At 72.3% G+C, this 22,844-nt stretch carries 13 protein-coding genes, 1 tRNA gene and 1 riboswitch; of the genes, 7 read left to right on the top strand and 7 right to left on the bottom strand.

All coding sequences use genetic code 11. The annotated features are described in order from the left end of the window. Nucleotides 1-490 precede the first annotated feature (490 nt). Entirely contained in the window at nucleotides 491-1,039 is a 549-nt protein-coding gene (locus ACIRU3_RS13220; RefSeq protein WP_404055481.1) for a MarR family winged helix-turn-helix transcriptional regulator, read from the bottom strand. A gap of 110 nt (nucleotides 1,040-1,149) precedes the next feature. On the opposite strand from ACIRU3_RS13220, the gene ACIRU3_RS13215 reads away from it, so the two are divergent. Then, nucleotides 1,150-2,436: an MFS transporter gene (locus tag ACIRU3_RS13215; protein WP_404055479.1), complete on the top strand. Its 1,287-nt coding sequence runs from the start codon at nucleotides 1,150-1,152 to the stop codon at nucleotides 2,434-2,436. A gap of 151 nt (nucleotides 2,437-2,587) precedes the next feature. On the opposite strand, the gene ACIRU3_RS13210 is transcribed toward ACIRU3_RS13215, so the two are convergent. Together ACIRU3_RS13210 and ACIRU3_RS13205 are read right to left on the bottom strand one after the other, a co-directional pair. Further along, entirely contained in the window at nucleotides 2,588-4,231 is a 1,644-nt protein-coding gene (locus tag ACIRU3_RS13210; RefSeq protein WP_404055477.1) for a SpoIIE family protein phosphatase, read from the bottom strand. A gap of 130 nt (nucleotides 4,232-4,361) precedes the next feature. Next, nucleotides 4,362-5,741 carry an NAD(P)/FAD-dependent oxidoreductase gene (locus tag ACIRU3_RS13205; RefSeq protein WP_404055475.1) on the bottom strand — a complete coding sequence of 460 codons (1,380 nt, stop codon included), beginning with the start codon at nucleotides 5,739-5,741 and terminating at the stop codon, nucleotides 4,362-4,364. A 378-nt stretch (nucleotides 5,742-6,119) separates the two neighbouring features. On the opposite strand from ACIRU3_RS13205, the gene ACIRU3_RS13200 reads away from it, so the two are divergent. Then, nucleotides 6,120-6,941 (top strand): TetR/AcrR family transcriptional regulator, encoded by an 822-nt coding sequence (locus tag ACIRU3_RS13200; protein ID WP_404055473.1) that lies wholly within the window; start codon nucleotides 6,120-6,122, stop codon nucleotides 6,939-6,941. A 594-nt stretch (nucleotides 6,942-7,535) separates the two neighbouring features. After that, on the top strand, nucleotides 7,536-9,461 hold the full coding sequence (locus tag ACIRU3_RS13195; protein ID WP_404055471.1) for a sigma-70 family RNA polymerase sigma factor: 1,926 nt from the start codon (nucleotides 7,536-7,538) through the stop codon (nucleotides 9,459-9,461). A gap of 6 nt (nucleotides 9,462-9,467) precedes the next feature. On the opposite strand, the gene ACIRU3_RS13190 is transcribed toward ACIRU3_RS13195, so the two are convergent. Together ACIRU3_RS13190 and ACIRU3_RS13185 are read right to left on the bottom strand one after the other, a co-directional pair. After that, nucleotides 9,468-12,746, bottom strand: a complete 3,279-nt coding sequence (locus ACIRU3_RS13190) for a BTAD domain-containing putative transcriptional regulator (protein WP_404055469.1) — start codon at nucleotides 12,744-12,746, stop codon at nucleotides 9,468-9,470. 441 nt (nucleotides 12,747-13,187) lie between these two features. Continuing rightward, nucleotides 13,188-15,266 carry an asparagine synthase-related protein gene (locus tag ACIRU3_RS13185; protein ID WP_404055467.1) on the bottom strand — a complete coding sequence of 693 codons (2,079 nt, stop codon included), beginning with the start codon at nucleotides 15,264-15,266 and terminating at the stop codon, nucleotides 13,188-13,190. 756 nt (nucleotides 15,267-16,022) lie between these two features. Here ACIRU3_RS13185 and ACIRU3_RS13180 point away from each other — a divergent pair. The 4 genes from ACIRU3_RS13180 (at nucleotide 16,023) to ACIRU3_RS13165 (ending at nucleotide 21,026) form a co-directional block, all read left to right on the top strand. Further along, the gene (locus tag ACIRU3_RS13180; protein WP_404055465.1) at nucleotides 16,023-17,447 is read left to right on the top strand and encodes an MFS transporter; all 1,425 of its coding nucleotides are present in this window, start codon (nucleotides 16,023-16,025) and stop codon (nucleotides 17,445-17,447) included. A 65-nt stretch (nucleotides 17,448-17,512) separates the two neighbouring features. After that, complete coding sequence (lhgO, locus tag ACIRU3_RS13175; RefSeq protein ID WP_404055463.1) at nucleotides 17,513-18,730, top strand: L-2-hydroxyglutarate oxidase; 1,218 nt, start codon at nucleotides 17,513-17,515, stop codon at nucleotides 18,728-18,730. Between the two features lie 112 nt (nucleotides 18,731-18,842). Continuing rightward, on the top strand, nucleotides 18,843-19,685 hold the full coding sequence (gene trmB, locus ACIRU3_RS13170) for a tRNA (guanosine(46)-N7)-methyltransferase TrmB (protein WP_404055461.1): 843 nt from the start codon (nucleotides 18,843-18,845) through the stop codon (nucleotides 19,683-19,685). 27 nt (nucleotides 19,686-19,712) lie between these two features. Beyond that, entirely contained in the window at nucleotides 19,713-21,026 is a 1,314-nt protein-coding gene (locus tag ACIRU3_RS13165; protein ID WP_404055459.1) for a PrsW family intramembrane metalloprotease, read from the top strand. A 144-nt stretch (nucleotides 21,027-21,170) separates the two neighbouring features. On the opposite strand, the gene ACIRU3_RS13160 is transcribed toward ACIRU3_RS13165, so the two are convergent. Further along, nucleotides 21,171-22,229 carry a M23 family metallopeptidase gene (locus tag ACIRU3_RS13160; protein ID WP_404055457.1) on the bottom strand — a complete coding sequence of 353 codons (1,059 nt, stop codon included), beginning with the start codon at nucleotides 22,227-22,229 and terminating at the stop codon, nucleotides 21,171-21,173. Nucleotides 22,230-22,236: 7 nt separating this feature from the next. Next, a riboswitch (cyclic di-AMP (ydaO/yuaA leader) is annotated at nucleotides 22,237-22,406 on the bottom strand. Nucleotides 22,407-22,723: 317 nt separating this feature from the next. Further along, a tRNA-Met gene (locus ACIRU3_RS13155) sits at nucleotides 22,724-22,797 on the bottom strand. Nucleotides 22,798-22,844: the final 47 nt, after the last annotated feature.

Raw genomic sequence — 22,844 nt, 5'->3', positions numbered from 1 at the left:
GTTGATTTTTGGCACGCTGTTGAGTTCTCAAGGAACGGTCGCTTCCTTTGTACTCACCCTCTCGGGCTTTCCTCCGGGCTTCCCTTCGGTGTTTCCGACTCTATCAGATCTTTTCTCGATCCGATTTCCTCGGTGCTTTCCAGGTTCCCGCTCTCGCGTTTCCCTTTCCGGCGGTTCCGACTCTATCAGATCCTTTCGGGCCTGACCCCTAGTCAGCGGGTTTGTCTTCCCGGCCGTTGGGCCGTTCCGACGTCTCAAACCTTAGCGGATCCGCCCGGCGATTCCCAATCGGGCCGCCGAGCCCCTATTCGAATTGAATTCGGGCACACCGAAATCAACCCTGTAGGGAAATCGTGCTGGTGGTTGAGGTGCCGCTCGCGGCGGCGGAGTTGCTGTCGCAGAACCGTTACGGCTCGGCGGCAACCCGGAGAACTTTACGGATCCAGCAGGGGCGTGTCAAGCACCCTCTGTCAAGATCTTTTATTGCGGCTCAGTCCAGGTCGCTGAGCCGGCCGCCGGCGTCCGGCTGTGCGTGCTCCACACGGCGCAGGAGCCTGGTCAGGACCTCGCCGAGCACCCCGCGCTCCGCAGGGGTGAGGTCCTGGAGCAGGTCCTCCTCGAAGACGGTCGCGAGGCGCATCGCCTCCAGCCACTTCTCACGGCCCTCGGGGGTCAGCTCGACGATGACCCGGACACGGTTGGACTCGTCGCGCTCCCGGGTGACGAGCCCTTCGGCGACCATGCGGTCGATCCGGTGCGTCATGGCGGCCGGAGTGAGACCGAGCCGCTTGGCGAGGTCGCTGGGGCCCATGCGGTACGGGGCGCCGGAGAGGACCAGCGCCTTGAGGACCTCCCACTCGGCGTTGCTGATGCCCAGGCCGGAGGTCTGCCGGCCGTAGGCGACGTTCATACGGCGGTTGAGCCGGGAGAGCGCCGACACGATCTTCTCGACCTGGGGGTCGAGGTCCTGGAACTCGCGCTGGTAGGCGGCGATCTGTTCTTCGAGCGTCGGCTCGGTGACGCCGGGGGTCTCGGCCATGGCCGCAGTATCGCACGGCGTTGCTTTGCTTTGAAGTCCTTCGGTGTGTACTCTTTAGCTTCGAACTTTAGCTTTGAAGTCTTCACTCCTAACTAGTGAGAGAGGTGAACGTGACCAGGGCGATGGGCGCAGCGATGCGCCGGATCCACGTGGGCAACGCACTCAGCGCATTCGGGCTCGGCTTCACGGTCCCCTACCTGTACGTCTATGTGGCGCAGGTGCGGGGACTGGGTGCCATGACGGCGGGACTGGTGCTCGCCGTCTTCGCCGTGGCCGCGCTGATCGTGCTGCCGTTCGCCGGCCGGGCGATCGTGCGGCGCGGCCCTCTGCCGGTCCTGCTCGCCGCCCTGGTCACCGCCGCGCTCGGAGCGCTGAGCCTGGGGCTCGCGGGAAGCGCCGTTGCCGTCCTGCTGTCCGCCGCGGCCCTCGGGGCGGGGCAGGCCGTGATGCAGCCCGCACTGGCGACGATGATCGTGGACTGCTCGACCGCGGAGACGCGGTCGCGGGCGTTCGCGATGCAGTTCTTCCTGCAGAACCTGGGGCTCGGCGTCGGTGGCCTCATCGGTGGTCACCTCGTCGACACCACCCGCGTCTCCTCCTTCACGCTGCTGTTCGCGATCGAGGCGGCGATGTTCCTGCTGCTGGCCGCCGTGATGGCGACGGTGCGGCTGCCGCACTCGCCCCGGATCGCGGACGCGCCGGGCGGTTCGGCGAAGGGCAGCTGGAAGCAGCTGCTCGGGAACCGGGCGATGGTGCAGCTGTGTGTGCTGGGCTTCGTGCTGTTCTTCGCCTGCTACGGGCAGTTCGAGTCGGGGCTGAGCGCGTACGGCGTGGAGGCCGCGGGGATATCCACCTCCGCGCTCGGTACGGCGCTGGCCGCGAACACGATGATGATCGTCGTCGCGCAGTTCGCCGTGCTGAAGTTCGTGGAGCGGCGGCGTCGGTCCCGGGTGATCGCCGGTGTGGGGCTGATCTGGGCTGTCGCCTGGCTGGCGGCCGGGTACGCGGGGCTCGGGCACGGGAGCCAGGAGATGGCGACCGCTGCGTTCGTGTCGACGTACGCGCTGTTCGGGCTGGGTGAGGCGATGTTGTCGCCGACGGTCGCCCCGCTGGTGGCCGATCTGGCCCCGGAGGGGATGGCCGGGCAGTACAACTCGGCGTTTGCGCTGGTCAAGCAGTTGGCGTTGGCCGTCGGGCCGGCGGTGGGCGGGCCGCTCGGAGCCTCGCTGCACGCGCCGTACATCGTGACCTTCCTGCTGTTCTCGCTGGGGATCACCGTGCTGGCGCTGCGGCTGGGACGGCGTCTCACCGTGGCCCAGGATCAGCCGTGGGCCGCCACGAAGAGCCGGGTGGTGGCCCGGGGCGTGGCCGCGGAGCCGGTTGCCGCGGAGGCATGAGGCACCCTCGCGGCCGGCTGCGGGTGGGTGGGGCCGCGCGCAGATTCGGCGCGGACCGGAGCCGGGGCACCGCAACGCCCCGGGGCGCGGGGAACTGCGCGACCAGCCCCCGCGCGCCCGCAGCCGGTGACGGGCCGCAGCGCTACGGCGCCTACCCCCTCGGCAGCAGGAACTCGCACCACACCGCTTTTCCGCCGCCCGGTGTCCTTCTCGACCCCCAGGTGGAGGCGATGGTCGCCACGATGGCGATGCCCCTGCCCGATTCGTCGCCCGGTTCTGCCCGGCGGCGGCGGGGCAGGTGATCGTCGCCGTCGGTGACCTCGATGATCAGGCGGCGGTCGGTGCGGCGGAGCCGTAGCCGCATCGGTGGGGTGCCGTGCTGGAGGGAGTTGGCGACCAGCTCGCTGGTGGCCAGGACGCCCAGATCGTGCAGGTCGGCGGGGAAGCGCCAGCTGGTCAGCACACCGGAGGCGAACGCCCGGGCCCGTGGCGCCGCTTCCACGCCGCCGAGGAGTTCCAGCGCCGCGTTGCGGAAGAGGTCGCCCTCGGGGCCCGTACGCGAGGGGTGCTGGAGGACGAGGACGGCGACATCGTCGTCGTGGTCGGCGGTGACGCCGGCGGAGCGGACCAGGCGGTCGCAGACGACCTGGGGGGTGCCGGTCGCGCCGGACAGGGCGCGCTCCAGGGCCGCGATCCCCTCGTCCAGGTCCTCGTCCCGGCGTTCGACCAGGCCGTCCGTGTAGAGAACCGCAGTCGAGCCGGGGCTCAGCGCGATCGAGCCCGACGCGTGCATCCAGCCACCGGTGCCGAGCGGTGGACCGGTGGGTTCGTCGGCGCGCTGAACCGTGCCGTTCTCGTCGCGGACCAGGATGGGCAGGTGTCCGGCGGAGGCGTACACCAGGCGGCCCTCGTTCGGGTCGTGGACGGCGTACACGCAGGTGGCGATCTGGTTGGCGTCGATCTCGGTGGCGAGGCCGTCGAGGAGTTGCAGGACCTCGTGCGGGGGGAGGTCGAGGCGGGCGTAGGCGCGGACGGCGGTGCGGAGCTGGCCCATCACGGCTGCCGCGCGGACGCCCCGGCCCATGACGTCGCCGATCACGAGGGCCGTGCGGCCGCCGCCGAGGGTGATCACGTCGTACCAGTCGCCGCCCACCGCGGCCTCCGTGCCGCCGGGCTGGTAGGTGGCGGCGATGCGCAGGTCGTCGGGGTGCTCCAGCTCCTGCGGGAGCAGGGAGCGCTGCAGGGTGACGGCGGTCTCGCGCTGGCGGCGCTCGCTGGCGCGCAGGCGCTCGGCGGCCTCGGCGTGGTCGGTGACGTCGGTGGCGAAGACCAGCACCGCGCCGTCACCGCCGTCCTCGGCCACCGGTGTGCAGGTGAAGGTGTAGGAGCGGCCGTCGACGGCCTTGCGGGACTTCAGGGTGCGGGGCTTGCCGCTGCGCAGCACCTGGTCGAGGAGCGGGAGCAGGCCCAGTTCGGCGAGTTCGGGGAGCGCCTCGCGGGCGGGTGCGCCCGGGGGGCGTACGCCGAAGGCCGCGGTGTAGGCGTCGTTGACGTAGGCGATGCGGTGGTCGGGGCCGTGGACGAGAGCGACGAGGGCCGGGACGCGGTCGAGGACGTCTCGTGTGGGCAGGTCGTCGACGGCGGGCACCGGCGGTGTCCCCTCGGCCGGCTGTTCGGCGCGGGCCGCGGGCACGGAGCCTTCCCCCCGCCGGTCCGGGGAGACCGCGGTCTCGGTCCGCGCTGCGGCGCGGCGCTGCGTTCCGGGGAGCCGGGCGCTCCAGCGCGTGAAGTTCACAGTGGGAAAAGCCTCGTGGGTGCTGAGGTCGGGCAGGTGCCCGTCCAAGGACGTGGGGCAGTCTGGCAGGTGGCCGTCCGCGGCGATATCCGTCAGACGCCGGGGCGGGCCGTGTAGTTCCTGGGTCCGGTCAGGACGACCCCTTCGGGTCGTCCGAGGGGCTGTGAGGAGACTTTCCACCGGCCGCGAGTTCGAACTCCGCTCGGGGATGTTCGAGCGAACCGAGCGAGACGATCTCCCGTTTGAAGAGTCCGGCCAGGCTCCATTCCGCGAGGACGCGGGCCTTTCGGTTGAAGGTAGGCACCCTGCTGAGGTGGTAGACGCGGTGCATGAACCAGGCAGGGTAGCCCTTCAGCTTGCGCCCGTAGACCTGGGCGACGCCCTTGTGCAGGCCGAGCGAGGCGACGGAGCCGACGTACTTGTGCGCGTACGTCTCCAGGGGCTCGCCGCGCAGCGCGTGAGCGATGTTGTCACCGAGGACCTTGGCCTGGCGGACCGCGTGCTGGGCGTTGGGTGCGGTCTCGGTGCCGGGCTCGGCGGCGGTGACGTCGGGGACGGCCGCGGCGTCGCCCGCGGCCCACGCGTGCGGGGCGCCGTCGACGGTCAGCTCGGCGGTGCACTTCAGGCGGCCGCGCTCGGTGAGGGGCAGGTCGGTGGCGGCGAGCAGCGGGTGCGGTTTGACGCCGGCGGTCCACACGACCGTGCGGGTCGGGAAGCGCTGGCCGTCGCTGAGGACGGCGACGCGGTCGGCGCAGGAGTCCAGGCGGGTGTCCAGCAGGACCTGGATGTTGCGGCGGCGCAGCTCGGTGACGGTGTAGCGGCCCATCTCCTCGCCGACCTCGGGGAGGATGCGGTCGGAGGCCTCCACGAGGATCCACCTCATGTCCTCGGGGCGGACGTTGTGGTAGTAGCGCGCGGCGTAGCGGGCCATGTCCTCCAGTTCGCCCAGTGCCTCGACTCCCGCGTAGCCGCCGCCGACGAAGACGAAGGTGAGGGCGGCGTCGCGGATCGCGGGGTCACGGGTGGAGGAGGCGATGTCCATCTGCTCGATGACGTGGTTGCGCAGGCCGATGGCCTCTTCGACGGTCTTGAAGCCGATGCCGTACTCGGCGAGGCCGGGGATGGGCAGCGTGCGGGCGATCGAGCCGGGGGCGAGGACGAGTTCGTCGTAGCCGAGGAGTTCGGCGGCCCGGCCCTCCTCGGCGGTGGCGAGCGTGGTGACGGCGGCGGTGCGCACCGCGTGGTCGAGGGAGGTGACCTCGCCGATGACGACGTGGCACCGGTCCAGGACGCGACGCAGCGGTACGACGACATGGCGAGGGGAAATCAGACCGGCGGCCGCCTCGGGAAGGAACGGCTGGTACGTCATGTAGGGGTCAGGAGTGACGACAGTGATGTCGACCTCGCCCCGCCTGAGCTCCTGCTTCAGCTGCTGCTGCAGACGCAGGGCCGTGTACATCCCGACGTAGCCGCCGCCGACAACCAGAATGCGCGCACGTTCCTTCACCATCCCATGACGCACCCGGCGCTCTTGTTTGTCCACAGCCCCGGCAATTTGTGTGACCGGCGAGCAGGTGTGCGCTGGGCCGGGCGCACCGTCGGGGCCGGGTGAAAGGGGCAGGTCAGCGGCGACGGATAGAAGGGGGTGAAAGTGATGAATCGGGACGAAAATGACCCGTACTCCGATCGGGGGGCGCTCCGTGCGGAACCTGCCCCTTCTGAATTGACCCCCTCTCAACTATGTTCGTGTGTCGACGGGGTGTAGGGAATGTAGTCGAACGGGTCCGCGACGGGCGGTCCCGCTCGTGGACCGATACCGGTTCCGCGCACTCCGGAATCAGTGGCGGGGAGAGTCTCCGGGGGGAGACGTCATTAACCGGGGGAACACATGCATGTTCAGGACACTCATTGGTCATCGGCAGCCGCTCTCGCGACGGGCGGAGCAGCGGTGAGCGCGGCGGCGGGCAACGGACACGCGGACGGGCCGCGTACGACGCCGCTGCGGGTGGACGCACAGCGCAATCTGGAGCACGTGCTGCGTGCGGCACGTGAGGTGTTCGGCGAGCTGGGGTACGGCGCGCCGATGGAGGACGTGGCGCGGCGGGCGCGGGTCGGCGTCGGAACGGTCTACCGGCGCTTTCCCAGCAAGGACGTGCTGGTGCGGCGGATAGCCGAGGAGGAGACGGCGCGGCTGACCGAGCAGGCGCGGGCCGCGCTCGGGCAGGAGGAGGAGCCGTGGTCGGCGCTGTCCCGTTTCCTGCGGACCTCCGTGGCGTCGGGGGCGGGGCGGTTGCTGCCGCCGCAGGTGCTGCGGGTGGGGGTCGTGGAGGAGGGCTCCGCCGGGTCTGACGGCTCGGCCGGTTCGGCTTCGGCCTCGGTGGTTTCGGCTTCGGCTTCGGCTTCGGCTTCGGCCGAGGAAGCTCGGGTGCCTCAGCAGCGGTCTCAGCCGGGTTCGGGTGAGCTGCGGCTGGTGCCGGACTCGTCCGGGATCGGGGATGACGGCGGGGTCGGTGCGCTGCTCGAAGTGGTGGGGCAGTTGGTGGACCGGGCGCGGGCCGCCGGGGAGCTGCGGGCGGATGTGTCCGTGGCGGACGTGCTGCTGGTGATCGCTACGGCGGCGCCGTCGCTGCCGGATGCGGCGCAGCAGGCTGCGGCGTCCACGCGGCTGCTGGACATCCTGCTGGAGGGGCTTCGGTCGCGGCCGGCGTAGGGGGGCGGCTTTCGCCTCGGCTTCTCCTTCGGCGGGATTGTGTTTCCACCCGCACCACCCGTGCGTCTGTCGCGGTCGGGTGCGGGTGGCCCCTGAGGCCCTTCAAGGCCCTGCGAGGTCTGAACGCCGTCGGCGGCTGCGGGATCGCGGGGCCCGGACGCTGTGCAGCTGATTGCCGGGCGGACATCGCGAAGTGGTGCGGGTGGCCCCTTCGGGGGCCAACCAGCGACGGCGGCCACCACATCACAGGGCCGCGGATGTCGCGAACCGATGTGGGTGACCCCGGCCGGCACCAAACACCGTCGGCCGTCGGCGGCCACCGCATCACCAGGCCCAGGCGCCCCGCGGCGCAATGCAGGGGGATGTCCGAGGGCCGTGCTCGTGGTTCCTGTGGGACCCGAGTGGTGTTGGGGGTGTTCGGCCCGGTGCCCGTCGGGCACCCTGAGTCTGCTTCGTTCGGTTGGTGTTCGGTACTGCTGTGACAAGTGCGCTCGGATGAGTGGATGGGCGTACGGGCGGTACTTGAACGAAAGACAATGTGGCACCCTGAGCCGGTGACGGGTTGGGCTGGGCCGGTGTCGGGGGCTTTGCGCGATGGGCGTTGACGGGTGGGACGAGTCACGCGGTGACGGTGACTCCGAGGCCAAAGGGCTGACCTCGCCGCAGGTGCCGAGTCAGGGCGGGCGGGCCGGGGTGCCCCCGACTGCGAGCCCCGGCGACGAGAGTGTGCCTGCTCAGCGCGGTGGCAGTGTGCTGCCACCGCCTCGGGAGATGCCTCCAGGCGACGGTGAGTTGATCGAGCGGATGCGCGCGGGCGACGACTCCGCCTACGAGGAGCTCTACCGTCGGCACGCGGACGCCGTGCGCCGGTATGCGCGTACCTGCTGCCGTGACGGCCACACCGCTGACGACCTCACCGCAGAGGTCTTCGCCCGCATGCTGCAGGCGGTGCGCGGCGGGTCGGGACCCGAACACGCCATGCGTGCCTATCTGCTGACGTCGGTGCGGCGTGTTGCCGCGCACTGGACCAAGTCGGCCCGGCGCGAGCAGCTCGTGGACGACTTCGCCGCGTTCGCCCAACAGGCCTCGCGCGGGTCCGAGGCGTCCGACACCGCATCCGCCGGCTCCTTCGGAACGGGCCTGGATCTGGGCGCCGATGTGCGCGCCCTGCACGAGGCCGAGCAGTCCATGGCCTTGCGGGCCTTCCGCTCGCTGCCCGAGCGCTGGCAGGCCGTGCTGTGGCACACCGAGGTGGAGGACGAGTCGCCGAGCGAGGTGGCCGTCCTGTTCGGCTTGGACGCCAACGGCACCCGGGTGCTGGCGAGCCGCGCCCGCGAGGGGCTGAAGCAGGCCTATCTGCAGGCTCACGTCAGCGCCTCCCTCGCCGGGGACGAGGAGTGCGCCCGCTACGCCGATCAACTCGGCACCTACGCCCGCCGCAAGCTGCGCATCCGCGCCGAACGCGGCCTGCGCAAGCACCTCGACGAGTGCGCCAAGTGCCGATTGGCGGCCGCGCAGATCGAGGAAGTCGCCGGCGGGATCCCCGCCGTTGTGCCGGTCGCGGTCATCGGCTGGTTCGGGGCCGCCGGGTATGCGAAGGCGCTCGGGATCATCGCCGGCGGAGCGGGGGTGGGCGCCGCGGGCGCCGCCGCCGCGACCGGCGGGTCCTCAGGAGGAACGGGCGCTGGTGGTGGCGCGGCGGCCTCGGAGGGGCTCGGGGCGCCGCTGAAGGCCGGGATCGCGGCCGGTGTGGTCGCGGTGGCCGCCGCCGCGGTCGCCCTGGCCCTGGCGAACGACAGCCACCCGGCCAAGGAAGTGGCCAAGCCGGCGCCGTCCGCACCGGCCGTCCAGGAGCCGCAGCCGCCGGCAGCACCCGCACCGGAGCCCACCAGGAAGAAGCCCGCACCGGTGCCGGTCGTGCTGGCCCCCGAGCCGGCCCCGACCCCGACACCGACTCCCTCCCCGCGGCCCACACCCACACCCACCCCGAAGCCGACCCCGCCCCCGCCCCCGGCACCCACCCCGGCTCCGAGGCCCAGGCCCACCCCGACCCCGACTCCCACCCCCACTCCGCCGCCGGCTCCCGTCGTCTACGCATGGAGCGACCTGCGCTACGACGTCAGCGGCGACGGCACCCGGCCCGAGATGCGGCTGCGCGAGAGCAGCTGGGTATGGCAGCGGTACGGAATGTCGATCGGCGGAAAGCAGTACGCGCGCGGTGTCACCGTGCACGGCCGGTCCTCCGTCACGATCGACCTCAACCGCCGGTGCACCGCCTACGACGCCCTGGCCGGCGTGGACGACATGACCCTCGGGCTCGGAAAGGTCTCCTTCTCCGTCTACGCCGACGGGGTCCGGCTGTGGCGGTCCGGGACGGTCAAGGGCCGGGACGCGGCCGTGCCCGTCCATGTCGATCTGACGGGGCACCGGACCGTACGGCTCGTCGTGGAACCGCACAGCAATGTCATCGACCCGGCGACGCCGGCCGACTGGGCCGATTCCAGGTTCACCTGCCGATAGCGGGGGTCACGGTCCGGGGGCGGTGGCCGTCGCCTCCAGCTCGCGCAGGACGTCGTCCGCGGCCAGGGCCGCGCCCCGGGCCCGCTCGGCCGCGTATCGGTCCGGGGGCAGTGCCGCGCGGGCTTCTGCGTCGATCCGTTCGGCCCGGGTCCTCTCCGGCTCGGGGCTCGGGTGGCCGGCGCGCCAGTGGCCGGCGGCGGCGAACAGCCGGACCGCCCCCGGCAGGTCACCGAGCCGGGCCAGCAGGAAGGCCCCGATGTCCACCAGCGCCGCCGTGATCGACTCGGCACAGCGCCGCTCCACCGCCTCGCGCAGCGCCTCGGCCACGATCGGCAGGGCGTTCCCGGGACCGGACTCCCCGGCCGTGATCAGGGCCTCGACCGCGCGCAGGGCAGCCGTGAACTGCGGGGGCGGGGTGCCGCCGCCCGAGACGGCGCGGGTGCTCTCGAACAGCTCCCGGGCGTGGGCCAGGTCTCCGTCGTTCACGGCGATGTGGGCCCGCATCAGCAGGACGAACGCCCGGGACTCGGCCACCCCGTACCGGTCGGCGGCCGTGCCGGCCTCGTCCAGGGCGGCGAGGGCGCCGGCGCGGTCCCCGGAGCGGTAGGCGATCTCACCGAGCCGCGCCATGAGGAACGGCGACTCGGCGTAGGCCCCCACCTCGTAGGCGAGCCGGAGTGCCTCCTCGTACTCACCGCGGGCCACGTCGAACCTGCCGCGTGCCATGGCCGCCTCGCCGGCCGCGCTGCACACCTGCGCCCGCATCCAGCGGTCCCCCACACGCCGGCTGAGCAACCGCAGCTCCGCCAGGTCCTCGTCCACGCCCCGCAGGTTGCCGGGCGAGTCGACGGTCATGTGGGTGCGGTACATCAGGGAGACGCCGACCTCCCAGTCCCCGCCGTGTCTGCGGCAGTTGGCGACCGCCGTGGCCATGGCGGGTCCCACGTCGGCCGGGCTGCCCAGGTAGTAGGCGGTCAGCGGCCAGACGATGCCGGGCATTCGGGCGGCCTGCGGACCGCCGTGCTCGTAGGCGGCGCGTACCCGCGCGATGTACTGCGGAGCGCGCTCGTCGGCCGCGAGGCTCACCATGCTCGACTCGGAGGTCAGGAACAGGTCGAGCATCCGCAGGTCCATGCGCAGCTCCCGCAGCGGGTGGCCCGCCTCGGCGTCGGGGGCGGCGAGGAAGGCCCCGATCGGGTCGGCGGACTCCGTCAGCGGGACGAGGCCGGCCTGCCCCGCGCCCTCGGGCAGAGCGTCCCTTGCGACGCCCAGGCGCAGCACCAGCCGTACCCACTCCACGGCCTCCTGGCGGTAGTTGCGCAGCCACCAGAACCAGCCGATCGCCAGGACGATCGCGCCCGCCTCCGCCTCGTCGCCGGCGCGCAGCGCGCGGTCCAGGGCCGCGCGGATGTTGTCGAGTTCGCTCTCCAGGCGGCCGATCCAGGGCAGTTGGGCCGCCGAGCGCAGCCGGGGCTCGGCCTGTACGACCAGTGCGCGGGCCCACGCGCGGTGGCGTCGTTCGGCCCCCGCGCGCAGGTCGGGGGCCTCGGCCGCGCGCTCGGCGGCGTACTCGTGGATGGTCTCCAGCATGCGGTAGCGCATGCCGCCGGAGCCGTCCGGTGCGGCCACGACGAGGGACTTGTCGACCAGGGCGCCGATCAGGTGCGCCGCCGGGCCGGTGCACACGGACTCGGCCGCCGCGAGATCCCAGCCGCCGGCGAACACCGACACCTCGCGCAGCGTCGTCCGCTCCCGCTCGTCGAGCAGCTCCCAGGACCAGTCGACCACCGCGCGCAGGGTCTGCTGGCGGGGCAGGACCGTGCGGCTTCCGGAGGTGAGCAGGCGGAAACGGTCGTCCAGCCGGTCGGCGATCTGCCTCGGGGTCAGCAGCCTGAGCCGGGCCGCGGCCAGCTCGATGGCGAGCGGCAGCCCGTCCAGGCGGCGGCAGATCTCCGCCACGGCTTCGGTGTCGCGGAGCCCCGCGTCGGCGTCGGGACGGACGGCCTGCGCGCGCTCCGCGAAGAGGCGGTGCGCCTGCTCGGGGACGAGGGGTTCGACCGGGCGCACCGACTCACCGGGGACTCCCAGGGGTTCACGGCTGGTGGCGAGGATCGTGAGCCCGGGGCAGTGGGTGAGGAGGGTCTCGGCGAGGGCCGCGGCCGCGCCGATGACGTGTTCGCAGTTGTCGAGGATCAGGAGTTGGCTGCGGGGGGCGCAGTACTCGATGAGCTGGGCCGTGGGGTCGGCCTGTGGCGACGCCAGGTCGTTGGCCAGGAGCACGGTCTCGCGCAGACCGAGCGCGCTGATCACCGCGCCGGGCACCGCCTCCGGCCGGTCGAGCGGGGCCAGCTCGACCAGCCACGCCCGGGACAGCCCTGCGGCGGCCTCCTCGGCGAGGCGGGTCTTTCCTGAGCCGCCCGGTCCGGTGAGGGTGACCAGGCGGGCCCTGTGCAAGTCGGAACGAATGGCTTCGAGTTCGGGTTCCCGGCCGACGAAGGAGGTCAGGCGGGGACGGAGGTTGCCCGTCCGCTCCGGGGGGCGGGTGGGCGCCGGGGCTGCCGCGGGCGGCGCCTGCTTCAGCAACGACGCGTGCAGGGCCTTCAGTTCCGGGCCGGGGTCGGTGCCGAGGGTGTCGGCCAGGGTGCGGCGGGCTGACTCGTACGCGGCGAGGGCGTCGGCGGGGCGGCCGGTGTCACGCAGGGCGCGGATGAGGAGGGCGTGCAGGGGTTCGTCGTACGGGTGGGCGGTGGTCAGTTCCGTCAGTTCCGGTACGACGTCCGGGGCGCGGCCCAGGTCGAGGGCGGCGGCGGCGCGGGCACGGGTCGCCTCCAGGCGCAGGGCCTCGGGGCGGGTGGCCGCGGTGCGGTCGGGGAGGTCGGCCAGGGCGGGGCCGTGCCACAGGGCGAGGGCGTCGGTGAGGGTGCGGTGGGCGGTGGCGTGGTCGCCTGCGGCGAGGGCCTTGGTGCCGGTGTGGGTGAGGCGTTCGAAGACGTGCAGGTCCACGTCGTCCTCGGTCGCTTCCAGGCGGTAGCCGCCCTGGGTGGAGGCGACGGTGTGTCTGCCGAGGGTGCGGCGGAGGCGGGCGACGAGGGCCTGGAGGGCGGCGGGGGCGTCCCTCGGCGGAGTGTCCGCCCAGACCTCGTCGATCAGGGTTTCGGGCGTGGTGGTGCGGCCGGGGCGCAGGGCCAGGGCGGTGAGGAGGGTGCGGAGGCGGGGGCCGCCGATGGGCAGGGGGGTGCCCTGGTCGTCCGTCGCTCGGGTTACGCCCAGGATTCTGTACCGCACCTGGTCATTGTCGCGGGGGGTGCCGGGTTGGGCCACGGTGTTTCGGCGACGGGGGCCTGTGGGTGCGGGGCGACCAGGGCGACGACGTGGTGTTCGGAACCGTGCGATTGATTCGTACCGGAGTCGCCACCGGCCGGGGGTCGCCTACCCGCGCTCGCGGGGTGTCGCCGCGCCCACCCGTGCCGCCCCAGCGGCACGACGGCCCGCAGCTGCGGCAGCAAGCGTGCCCGTGGTCGGATGCGGCCGCGCGGCCGGCTGCGGTGGCACGACCGCGCGCCGCTGCGCAAGAACGGCGGACCGGCACCGGGCGCGGACACGCGAGGACGACCACCGCTGCCGGGTGGACACCACCCCAGCCGCAGGACCGCCCGCCGCTACGGCAGCACGCGTGCGCGCGGTCGGGTGCGGCAAGCGTGACCGCTGCTCCGGCGGTAGGACTTCTCAGGCCCCCGAAGCCAAGGCGCTTCTTCTGGGCGTGATTCCGGAGGGGACCGCGCGGGCTCGGGCGGGGGTGCCTGTCCAGCAGGTGCCTCGGCGGGAGAGGAGGCGGCGGAGCCAGAGTTCGAGGGAGACCAGCTCGGCGAGGCCGTCCAGGGGGAGGGGTTCGCCGGCCGCCGCGGCGCGCAGGGCCTTGCGGACCACTCGGGCCTCGACCAGACCCGCCTCGGCCAGGACAGGTGTGGAGAACAGGTCCACCAGGGAGTCCGCGGCAACCCGCAGGCCCGCGCGCGCGGCCACCGCGGAGGAGGCGTGGGAGGGGGCACCCCAGCCTGGCGGGAGGTTGGTGACGCCGGCGCCCTCCAGGACCGTACGCAGGACGGCGGAGCGGGCTCCGGGCTGGACGCGGAGGGCCTCGGGGAGGGCGCGGCAGGCGCGGACGACCTGGTTGTCGAGGAAGGGCGCGTGCAGGCGTTGGGAGCGGATCTCGGCAGCCTGTTCCAGGACGCGCAGGTCGGCCGCGTAGCGGGCCAGGACCGCTCGTGCGCGGAACTCGCCGGGGCGCTGGGCGGAGCCCATGGACGAGCGTTCCGCCTCGCTCTGGAGCAGAACCGATACTTCAGCCAGTGCCTCTCCCGTCAGCCAGCGCGCCGCCGGCCCCGGTCTCGCCCAGGTCAGCGCGGCGAGGGATGCGCCCACCGCGCCCTTGGGCTCGTCGAAGCGGTGCCGGATCAGCCGCTCGGCGAGCAGTTCGAGGCCGGCCCGGTACGGGGTACGGGCCAGCCGCCGGGCCGCGCCGTACACGCGCGCGGGGACCATCACCGAGCCGTCGGCGCGGGCGAGCGCCGCGACGGGCCGGACCAGGTGGCGCCGCTTGCGGTCCATGAGGAGGTCCGCGAGCCGGGCGGGGTGGGCGTCCAGGACCTGGCGGGCGCCGTGGCCGGTGAAGTGGTCGGCGCTGCCTGCGGCGAGGCGGGCGCGGTGGCGGGCCGCGGTGACCAGGGAGGGGCCCGGCTCGTCGGTGAGGGGGCCGTCGAGGTCGGCGTACGGCAAGGTCTCCTCGCCGCCGGTGACCACCACGTGGTGCAGGCGCGGGTTGGCCGCAAGGGTTCCCGCGCGCTCCACTTCGGACTCGCGGCCGCCGACGGCCAGGTCGTTGAAGGTGACGGCGAGCAGCCGCTCCCCCGCGCCCGTGCCGTGGCCGAGCAGCGTGCCCGGTCTGCCCGGCAGTCCGGCGGCCAGCAGCGCCAGCGTGCCGGAGGCCGGTCCGCCGGACAGGTCGGCGCCGATCCCCGGCACCGGCATGCCGCGTGCGGCCCGCCGCTCCGCGGGACCCATGCCCGGCACCGGACCGGGGTCGAGGTCGGGCACGTGCCGCGGCGCCGACAACCGCGCGCGTACCGCCTCGATGAGCGCGTCCCGTACGGCGTCCATCGCACGGTCGGGGTCGGCCGGGGGTGCGGCCACGGCGAGGGAGGCGACCGGCTCGTACCCGACGATCTCGCGCGCCCCGGCACGCAGGACGAGCGCATGCCCCGGCGGAATGCGCCGCACGCCGTCGTACGGGGTGGTGTCGCGCAGTGCGGCCGGCACTTCGGGGGCGGCGAGCAGGGCCGCCAGGTGGCCGAAGTCGAGGTTGGCCTCGATGAGATCGGCGAGCGGCAGCGCGGCCGTGGCGTAGGCCGTACCGCCCGCCCAGGGGGTGTGGAAGACCGGGCGGGCGCCCGCGAGGTCGCCGCAGACGGTGATCCGGCGGCCCACCTGGACGACGGCCGTGTAGCTGCCGGGCCAGGTGGTCAGATGGCGCAGTGCGCCCCCGCGCGCGGTGAACAGTCCGCGGCGCAGTTCCTCGTCGGTGGCGCCGCAGGTGCCGAGGACGGCGATGCGGTTCTGCGCGTCGGCCTTCACCACGCGCACCTCGTCCGGGCGCCAGTCACCCACGGCCCACAGGGGATCGGGGTCGCCCCACAGGAGGTGGGATCCGACCGGGTGCAGGGTCTCGCCGTCGTAGCCGGTGGCGCCCGCGGAACCGATTCCGGCTGCGCCCGTGGCGGTGCTGCTCCAACCCACCAACCACCGCATCGACGCCTCCACAGGCTGTGGACAACCAGTGCACCGCACGAACGGTTCCCCATGCTGCCATGAAGAACGCGCCGGGGAGGGGCGCCGACGCCGCCTTCGATCGAGGGAAACTCGGGGAATGCCGAGGGGAGTCCGCGCACCAGGGGGGACGGCGGGCAAGCGGAGGACGGGTGAACGGCCGTACGCCCCACGGCGGGTGGGCGGAGATCCCGAGGTGGGGTGCGATGTGAATGCGCCCCCGATACGCGCCCCGAAAACGCCCTTCGCGCCCTCAACTCCCGTGGTGGGAGCAGTAATCGACCGCAGGAGCAGGGGTCGATTTTCAGCCAAATCGTCGGCGGCCCATCGAAATTGAGCACGCTCCGTACAGGCCTGCGGAGCGCCCGGCGGCACGGGCACGCGCACAGTCCGGGAGGCGGGCATCGCCTCCCGGACCGGTCCGCCACCCGCGGGGATGAAGGTGGCGGTGTCCCCCAGCCCACTGGATCCAGTACAGCGGGCCGACCCACGCATCAGCCATGGAACCGCTCCCCCGATGGCCGGAGAAGAGCGCACGCACGGGCGCACGGCCACACGGGCGGGGGCACGTCGCGACAGCCTGTGCACGGTGCGTACAGGGCCGCACTCGCGTACGGACCACAATCCCGCCAACCGGAACAATGCCCCTTAACGCTTGGGATGCGGCGAACTACGCTGGGTTTACGAATGCCGCACGGTTATGCCAGCGCGGCAGCCGTCTGTGTCGAGGGGTGGCGCATGTCCAGGGAGCAACGCGGGCCGAACGAAAAACTCGGCGCCGTTCTCGCCCTCGCGGGAATCAGCAACGCAGGCCTCGCGCGACGCGTCAACGATCTTGGCGCTCAACGCGGGTTGACTCTTCGCTACGACAAGACCTCGGTGGCGCGCTGGGTGTCGAAGGGGATGGTGCCGCAGGGAGCGGCGCCGCACCTCATCGCGGCCGCCATAGGGCAGAAGCTCGGCCGCCCGGTGCCGCTCCACGAGATCGGCCTGGCGGACGCGGATCCCGCCCCCGAAGTGGGCCTCGCCTTCCCCAGAGACGTGGGGCAGGCGGTGAAGTCGGCCACCGAGCTGTACCGGCTCGACCTGGCCGGGCGCCGGGCCGGCGCCGGAGGCATCTGGCAGTCGCTCGCCGGCTCGTTCGCAGTGAGCGCATACGCAACGCCTGCCTCACGATGGCTGATAACCCCCGCCGACAGCTCGGTCGCGCGGGAAGCGAACTCAGCCGAGGGCTCCGGCGCACCGATCAAAGTCGGCCACAGCGATGTGCAGAAGCTGCGCGAGGCAGCCGAGGACGCCAGGCGCTGGGACTCCAAGTACGGAGGCGGCGACTGGCGTTCGTCCATGGTGCCGGAGTGCTTAAGGGTGGAGGCGGCACCGCTGCTGCTCGGCTGCTACTCCGACGAGGTCGGCCGGGCCCTGTTCGGGGCCTCCGCCGAACTCACCCGGCTGGCCGGCTGGATGGCCTTCGACACCGGCCAGCAGGAAGCGGCCCAGCGCTACTACATCCAGGCGCTGCGGCTCGCGCGCGCGGCCGCGGACGTCCCGCTGGGGGGCTATGTGCTGGCCTCCATGTCGTTGCAGGCGACGTACCGGGGCTTCGGCGACGAGGGCGTCGATCTGGCGCAGGCCGCCCTGGAGCGCAACCGGGGGCTGGCGACCGCGCGCACGATGAGTTTCTTCCGGCTGGTCGAGGCGCGGGCACACGCGCGCGCAGGTGATGCGCAGGCGGCGGGCACGGCGCTGAAGGCGGCAGAGGGCTGGCTCGAGCGGTCCAGGGACGGTGACAACGATCCTTCTTGGCTTGGTTTCTATGGATACGACCGCTTCGCCGCCGATGCCGCGGAGTGCTATCGCGATCTGAAGGCGCCGCGGCAGGTGCGGCGGTTCACCGAGCAGGCCCTGTCGAAGCCGACGGAGGAGTTCGTGCGGTCGCACGGGCTGCGGCTGGTGGTGTCCGCCGTCGCCGAACTGGAGTCGGGGAATCTGGACGCGGCGTGCGAGCAGGGGGTGCGGGCCGTGGAGGTGGCGGGGCGGATCTCCTCCGCCCGGACCACCGAATACGTGAAGGATCTTCTGCACCGGCTGGAGCCGTACGGGGACGAACCTCGGGTGGTGGAGTTGCGGGAGCGGGCCCGGCCCCTGCTCATGGCTCCGGCGTAGGCACACGGAACACCCCCTGCGTTTGAAGGCTCTGTCAGTGGCGCAGTGCACTATCGAGGTGGGAGGTGGTGCAGGTGCGGGCGGGTGTGTACGACTGTGATGTGCTCGTGATCGGTGGTGGGATCGTCGGGCTGTCCACGGCGTATGCGATCACGCGGGCCGCGCCGGGCACGCGGGTGACCGTGCTGGAGAAGGAGCCGGGGCCGGCCCGGCACCAGACGGGGCGCAACAGCGGGGTCATCCACAGCGGGATCTACTACCGTCCGGGCTCGCTCAAGGCTCGGTACGCGGCGCGGGGCGCGGCCGAGATGGTGAAGTTCTGCGCCGAGTACGGCATCGCGCACGCCGTCACCGGGAAGCTGATCGTCGCCACCGAGCGGGAGGAGCTGCCGCGCCTGCACGCGCTCGTGCAGCGCGGCCGGGAGAACGGGATCCCGGTGCGGGAGCTGGGCGCCGCACAGATCGGCGAGTACGAGCCCGAGGTGCGCGGGCTGGCCGCCATACACGTCGGCACGACCGGTGTGTGCGACTTCGTGGGCGTCGCCCGGCAGCTGGCGCACGGCTCGGGGGCGGAGATCCGGTACGGGGCACGGGTGGTCCGGGTGGACCGGCGCCCGGAGCGGGGTGTGGCCGTGCTGACCGCGGGCGGGGACGTCGTACGCGGGCGGGTGCTGGTGAACTGCGCCGGGCTGTACTGCGACGAGGTGGCGCGGCTGACCGGGGACGAGCCCGGGGTGCGGATCGTGCCCTTCCGGGGGGAGTACTACGAGCTGGCGCGGCCCGAGCTGGTGCGGGGGCTCGTGTATCCGGTGCCGGATCCGGCGTTCCCGTTTCTCGGGGTGCATCTGACGCGCGGGATCGACGGAGGCGTGCACGTCGGGCCCAACGCGGTGCCCGCGCTGGCCCGGGAGGGATACGGGTGGGGGGTCGTGCGGCCCCGGGAGCTGGCCGGCACGGTGGCGTGGCCGGGGTCGTGGGTGATCGCTCGGCGGCACTGGCGGTACGGGGCGGGGGAGCTGCGGCGGTCGCTGTCCAAGGGGGCGTTTCTGGAAGCGGTGCGCAGACTGTTGCCGGTGGTGGAGGAGGACGATCTGGTGCGGGCCCCTGCCGGGGTGCGGGCGCAGGCGGTCCTGCGGGACGGGACGCTGGTGGACGACTTCCTCATTCGCGAGGGCGCTCGGGCCGTGCATGTGCTGAACGCGCCGTCTCCCGCGGCCACTGCTTCCCTGCCCATCGGCAGGGAGGTCGGCCGGCGGGCGTTGGACATGCTCGGGGCGCTGTGAGGTGACCCGGCAGGCCGAGAAGCCGCCGACCCGCCACGACCCGGCAGGCCGAGAAGCCGCCGACCCACCTCGATCCGGCAGGGCCGGAGGGCGCCGTAAAATCGGTCTCACTGTGTCTGACTCGCTGAATGCTCCCGAAGCCCCCCGGTCCGGTCCCGCCGAGCCGCAGTCCCCGCATGCTCCCGGTGTGTCCGTGCGGCACAGCCGGGCCAAGGGGGAGCCGCGGTTTCCGGATGGGCCCAAGCCTGATCCCGCCGGGTCGCACTTCGAGCGGCGGATCCGCAGCTTCCAGCCGCGGCGGAGCCGGGTGACGGCCGGGCAGGCCGATGCGCTGCAGCGGCTGTGGCCCAAGTGGGGGCTGGACATCGACGGGCAGCGGGTGATGGATCTCGGCGAGCTGTTCGGGAACGCCAATCCGGTCGTGCTGGAGATCGGGTTCGGGATGGGCGAGGCCACCGCGCAGATGGCGGCCGGGCATCCGGACACCAACATCCTCGCCGTCGACGTGCACACGCCGGGGCAGGGCAACCTGCTCAATCTCGCCGACGAGAACGGACTCTCCAACGTCCGGGTGGGGAACGGGGACGCGATCATCCTGCTGCGGGAGATGCTCCGGCCCGACGCGCTCGACGGGCTGCGGGTGTACTTCCCGGATCCCTGGCCCAAGAAGCGGCATCACAAGCGCCGGCTGATCCAGCCCGAGTTCCTGACGCTGGCCGCGACCCGGCTGAAGCCGGGGGCGATCGTGCACTGCGCGACCGACTGGGAGCCGTACGCCGAGCAGATGCTCGAGGTGCTCACCGTGCATCCGGACTTCGAGAACACCCAGGCCGACGGCGGTTTCGCGCCGCGTCCCGAGTTCCGCCCGCTGACCCGTTTCGAGGGGCAGGGACTGGACAAAGGACATGTGGTGAACGATCTGCTCTTTCGTCGCGTACCGCATCAGGACCAATAGCGTCCGGTCACCGTTAGGGTCGATGCCGTGGCCAGCAGTCCTCCGTACCCGACCTACACCCCCGGCCCCGGAAGCGGAGCGCATCCGCACTGGTGGCAGCGTCGGTGGGTGCGCTACGGGGCGCTGATCACGCTGCTGGCGCTGTCCGGTCTGGTGATCCTCGCGCTGGTGCGCCGGCAGACGGGTACGGAGGGCTTCCTGGTCGGGCTGGGGCTCGCCGTCCTGCCCGTGCCCTGGCTCATAGCCGCCTTCCGGTGGCTGGACCGGGTGGAGCCGGGCCCCTGGCGCAACCTGGTCTTCGCGTTCGCCTGGGGTGCCTGTGCGGCGGCGCTGATCGCCATCGTCGCCAACAGTTTCGCGACGAAGTGGATAGCCACGTCGACCGCCGACCCCGCCGGTGCCGACACCCTCGGCGCGACCGTGATCGCGCCCATCGTGGAGGAATCCGCCAAGGCCGCGGCCGTCCTGCTGGTCTTTCTCTTCCGCAGACGGGACTTCACCGGGATCGTCGACGGTGTCGTGATAGCCGGGGTCACCGCCACCGGGTTCGCGTTCACCGAGAACATCCTCTACCTGGGCACGGCCTTCGGGACCGACCAGCTGACCGGCGATCGCGGCATCGCCTCCGTCACCGCCGCCACCTTCTTCGTGCGCATCGTGATGTCCCCCTTCGCGCACCCTCTGTTCACCGTGCTCACGGGCATCGGCTTCGGTTTCGCCGCTCTCTTTCCGGAACGGCAGCGCGCCCGTCGCGCCCTGGTCCCGCTCGGCGGGCTGCTGCTGGCGATGAGCATGCATGCCTTCTGGAACGGCTCCTCCACCTTCGGCGCGTTCGGGTTCTTCGCCGTCTACGGCGCCTTCATGGTGCCGGCGTTCGGCCTGCTGACCTGGCTGGCGATCTGGACGCGGCAGCGCGAGCTGCGGACCGTGCGGGAGGAGCTGCCGGCGTATGTGTACGCGGGATGGCTGACGCCGGCCGAGCCGTTCGTGCTCGGGTCGATGCGGGCGCGGCGGACGGCCCGCGACCACGCCCGGCAGCACTTCGGGGGGCGGCCCGCGGCGCGGGCGGTGGCGGAGTACGAGGCGTACGCCACCTCGCTTGCGTTCCTGCGGCACCGGGGGCAGCGAGGGCGGGCCGGGGCCGACTTCGTCGTACGGGAGCGGGAGTTGCTGGCCGAGCTGTGGCGGCGGCGGGACGTGGCCCGGCCGGCGCTCGATCACGCGGCGAGGACGGCCGCGCCGGCTCGGCCGTTGTACGGGGCGCCGATGCCTACGCCGTACTGGACCGCGTACGGGTATCCGACGGTGCCGTATCCCGCGTACAACCCGTATCGGTCGTAGCCGGGCCGGTTGCGGAGGGCCCGCGGTCAGTGCGGTTTCCGCGAACGGTGTGCGAGAACGACCGGCAGCCCTGACGTCGGGGGGTTGTCGTCGGGGCTGCCGGGGACCGGATGAGGGGTCGGTCAGGAGCGGGTCAGCGGCCGCTCAGGGGGTGAGGCCCTTGCCGCGCAGCCACGCCATCGGGTCGATGCCGGTGGACTGGCCGCCCGGGTGGACCTCCAGGTGGAGGTGCGGGCCGGTGACGTTGCCGGTGGCGCCGACACGGCCGATGACGTCGCCGGTGCTGACCTCCTGGCCGACGGAGACGTTGATCGAGGACTGGTGGCAGAACCACAGCTCGGTACCGTCGTCCAGGGTCAGGATGGTCCGGTAGCCGTAGGAGCCGGCCCAGCCCGCCTCGGTGATCTTGCCGCTGTGGACGGCCTTGATGAGCGTGCCGGTGGGCGCGGCGAAGTCGAGGCCGGTGTGGTAGCCGGAGGACCACATCGAACCGGCCTGGCCGAAGGTCGAGGTGATCGTGTACGACGAGGTCGGCAGCGTGTACTGCTTGGCCAGCTCTGCCAGGCGCTCCGCCTCGGCCTTCTTCTTGGCCTCGGCGGCCGCCTTCTTGGCGTCGGCCTCGGCCTCGGCCTTGGCAGTGGCGGCCTTGGCGGCGGCTTCCTTCTCCGCCTGGGCGGCCGCGTCGGCGGTCTGCTTCTCGGCGGCGGCGACGGCGGCGGCGGTGACCTTGCCGTCGGCCTTGCTCTGCTGCTGCTCGGCCTGGGCCATGATCCGGTTGCGCAGGGCCTCGCCCGCGTCGGAATCGCTCTGGTCGCTGTCCGCGGAGGTCGTACCGACATTGCTCAGCGAGGCCGCGTCGGCCTTGGGCGCGTCGGAGGAGTCGTCGAACAGGTGACCTACCGAGGGCAGGTCGGGCATGGAGATGGACAGCGGCGGCTTGCCGGTGTTGGCGCTGGCCATGCCGCCCGCGCCGACGGCGGCTATGACGCCGACGCCGAGGACCGTGGAGCTGCGGGCGAGTCCGCCGCCGCGCTGCTTGGCGACGCGATGCCGGCCGCGCACCGGCCGTATGGACTCCTCGGTGGGGTTCCATTCCTCCCAGGGGCCCTCTTCGGTGCGCTGAGCGCCGAAGTAGCCGAAGGATTCGGTCTCGCGCTGACTCGGCACGAACGGGGCTTCTGGGGCAGGCCGGTTGGACGCCACGCGGGCGTGCTCCTTTCCTTCCTCCGCCTACCGGGTTAGCTGACGGGTTCGGAGCAGGAAGGTCTCCTACGCGCGTAAACCGGTCGTGGAACCAGAACGGTTCACGACGGCTTCCGTGCGATTCACCCCAAGGTGGTGGTTCCCCGGTTCCCTTGCGGGATTCGGCTCGTGAGCACGGAGCCGTCTCTTGTGACGGCTGGGACGACCGCGCTGCGTTATCGAACGTTAATAGACCCGGTAGCCAGATTCCAAGCCGTTCGGCTTGATCATTAACGTTTTCCAGGCGGGACGTACGTGCCAGGACCGGCGGAAAACGGGCGAGTTGGCCGACGTTCAGGAGTCACAGCGGTTTTGAGGGTGACTCGACTGTTATGCGGAGGGCTCCCGTCCGCTCACTGTGGGTGACACGGGCGTCCGGACCTGCGGGTGGCACAGGTCCGGGAAAACACTCAGGGCCGGAATCCATGTGCTGGATTCCGGCCCTGGGCTTTCAGTAGCGGGGACAGGATTTGAACCTGCGACCTCTGGGTTATGAGCCCAGCGAGCTACCGAGCTGCTCCACCCCGCGTCGTTGTGACTCCAGTGTACGCCATGCGCGGGACGCCCAAGCACACG

Source organism: Streptomyces sp. NPDC101151, assembly GCF_044768335.1.
GTDB lineage: Bacteria > Actinomycetota > Actinomycetes > Streptomycetales > Streptomycetaceae > Streptomyces.
The sequence above is the reverse complement of the archived record's forward strand: the minus strand, read 5'-3'. Positions and strand labels throughout refer to the sequence as shown.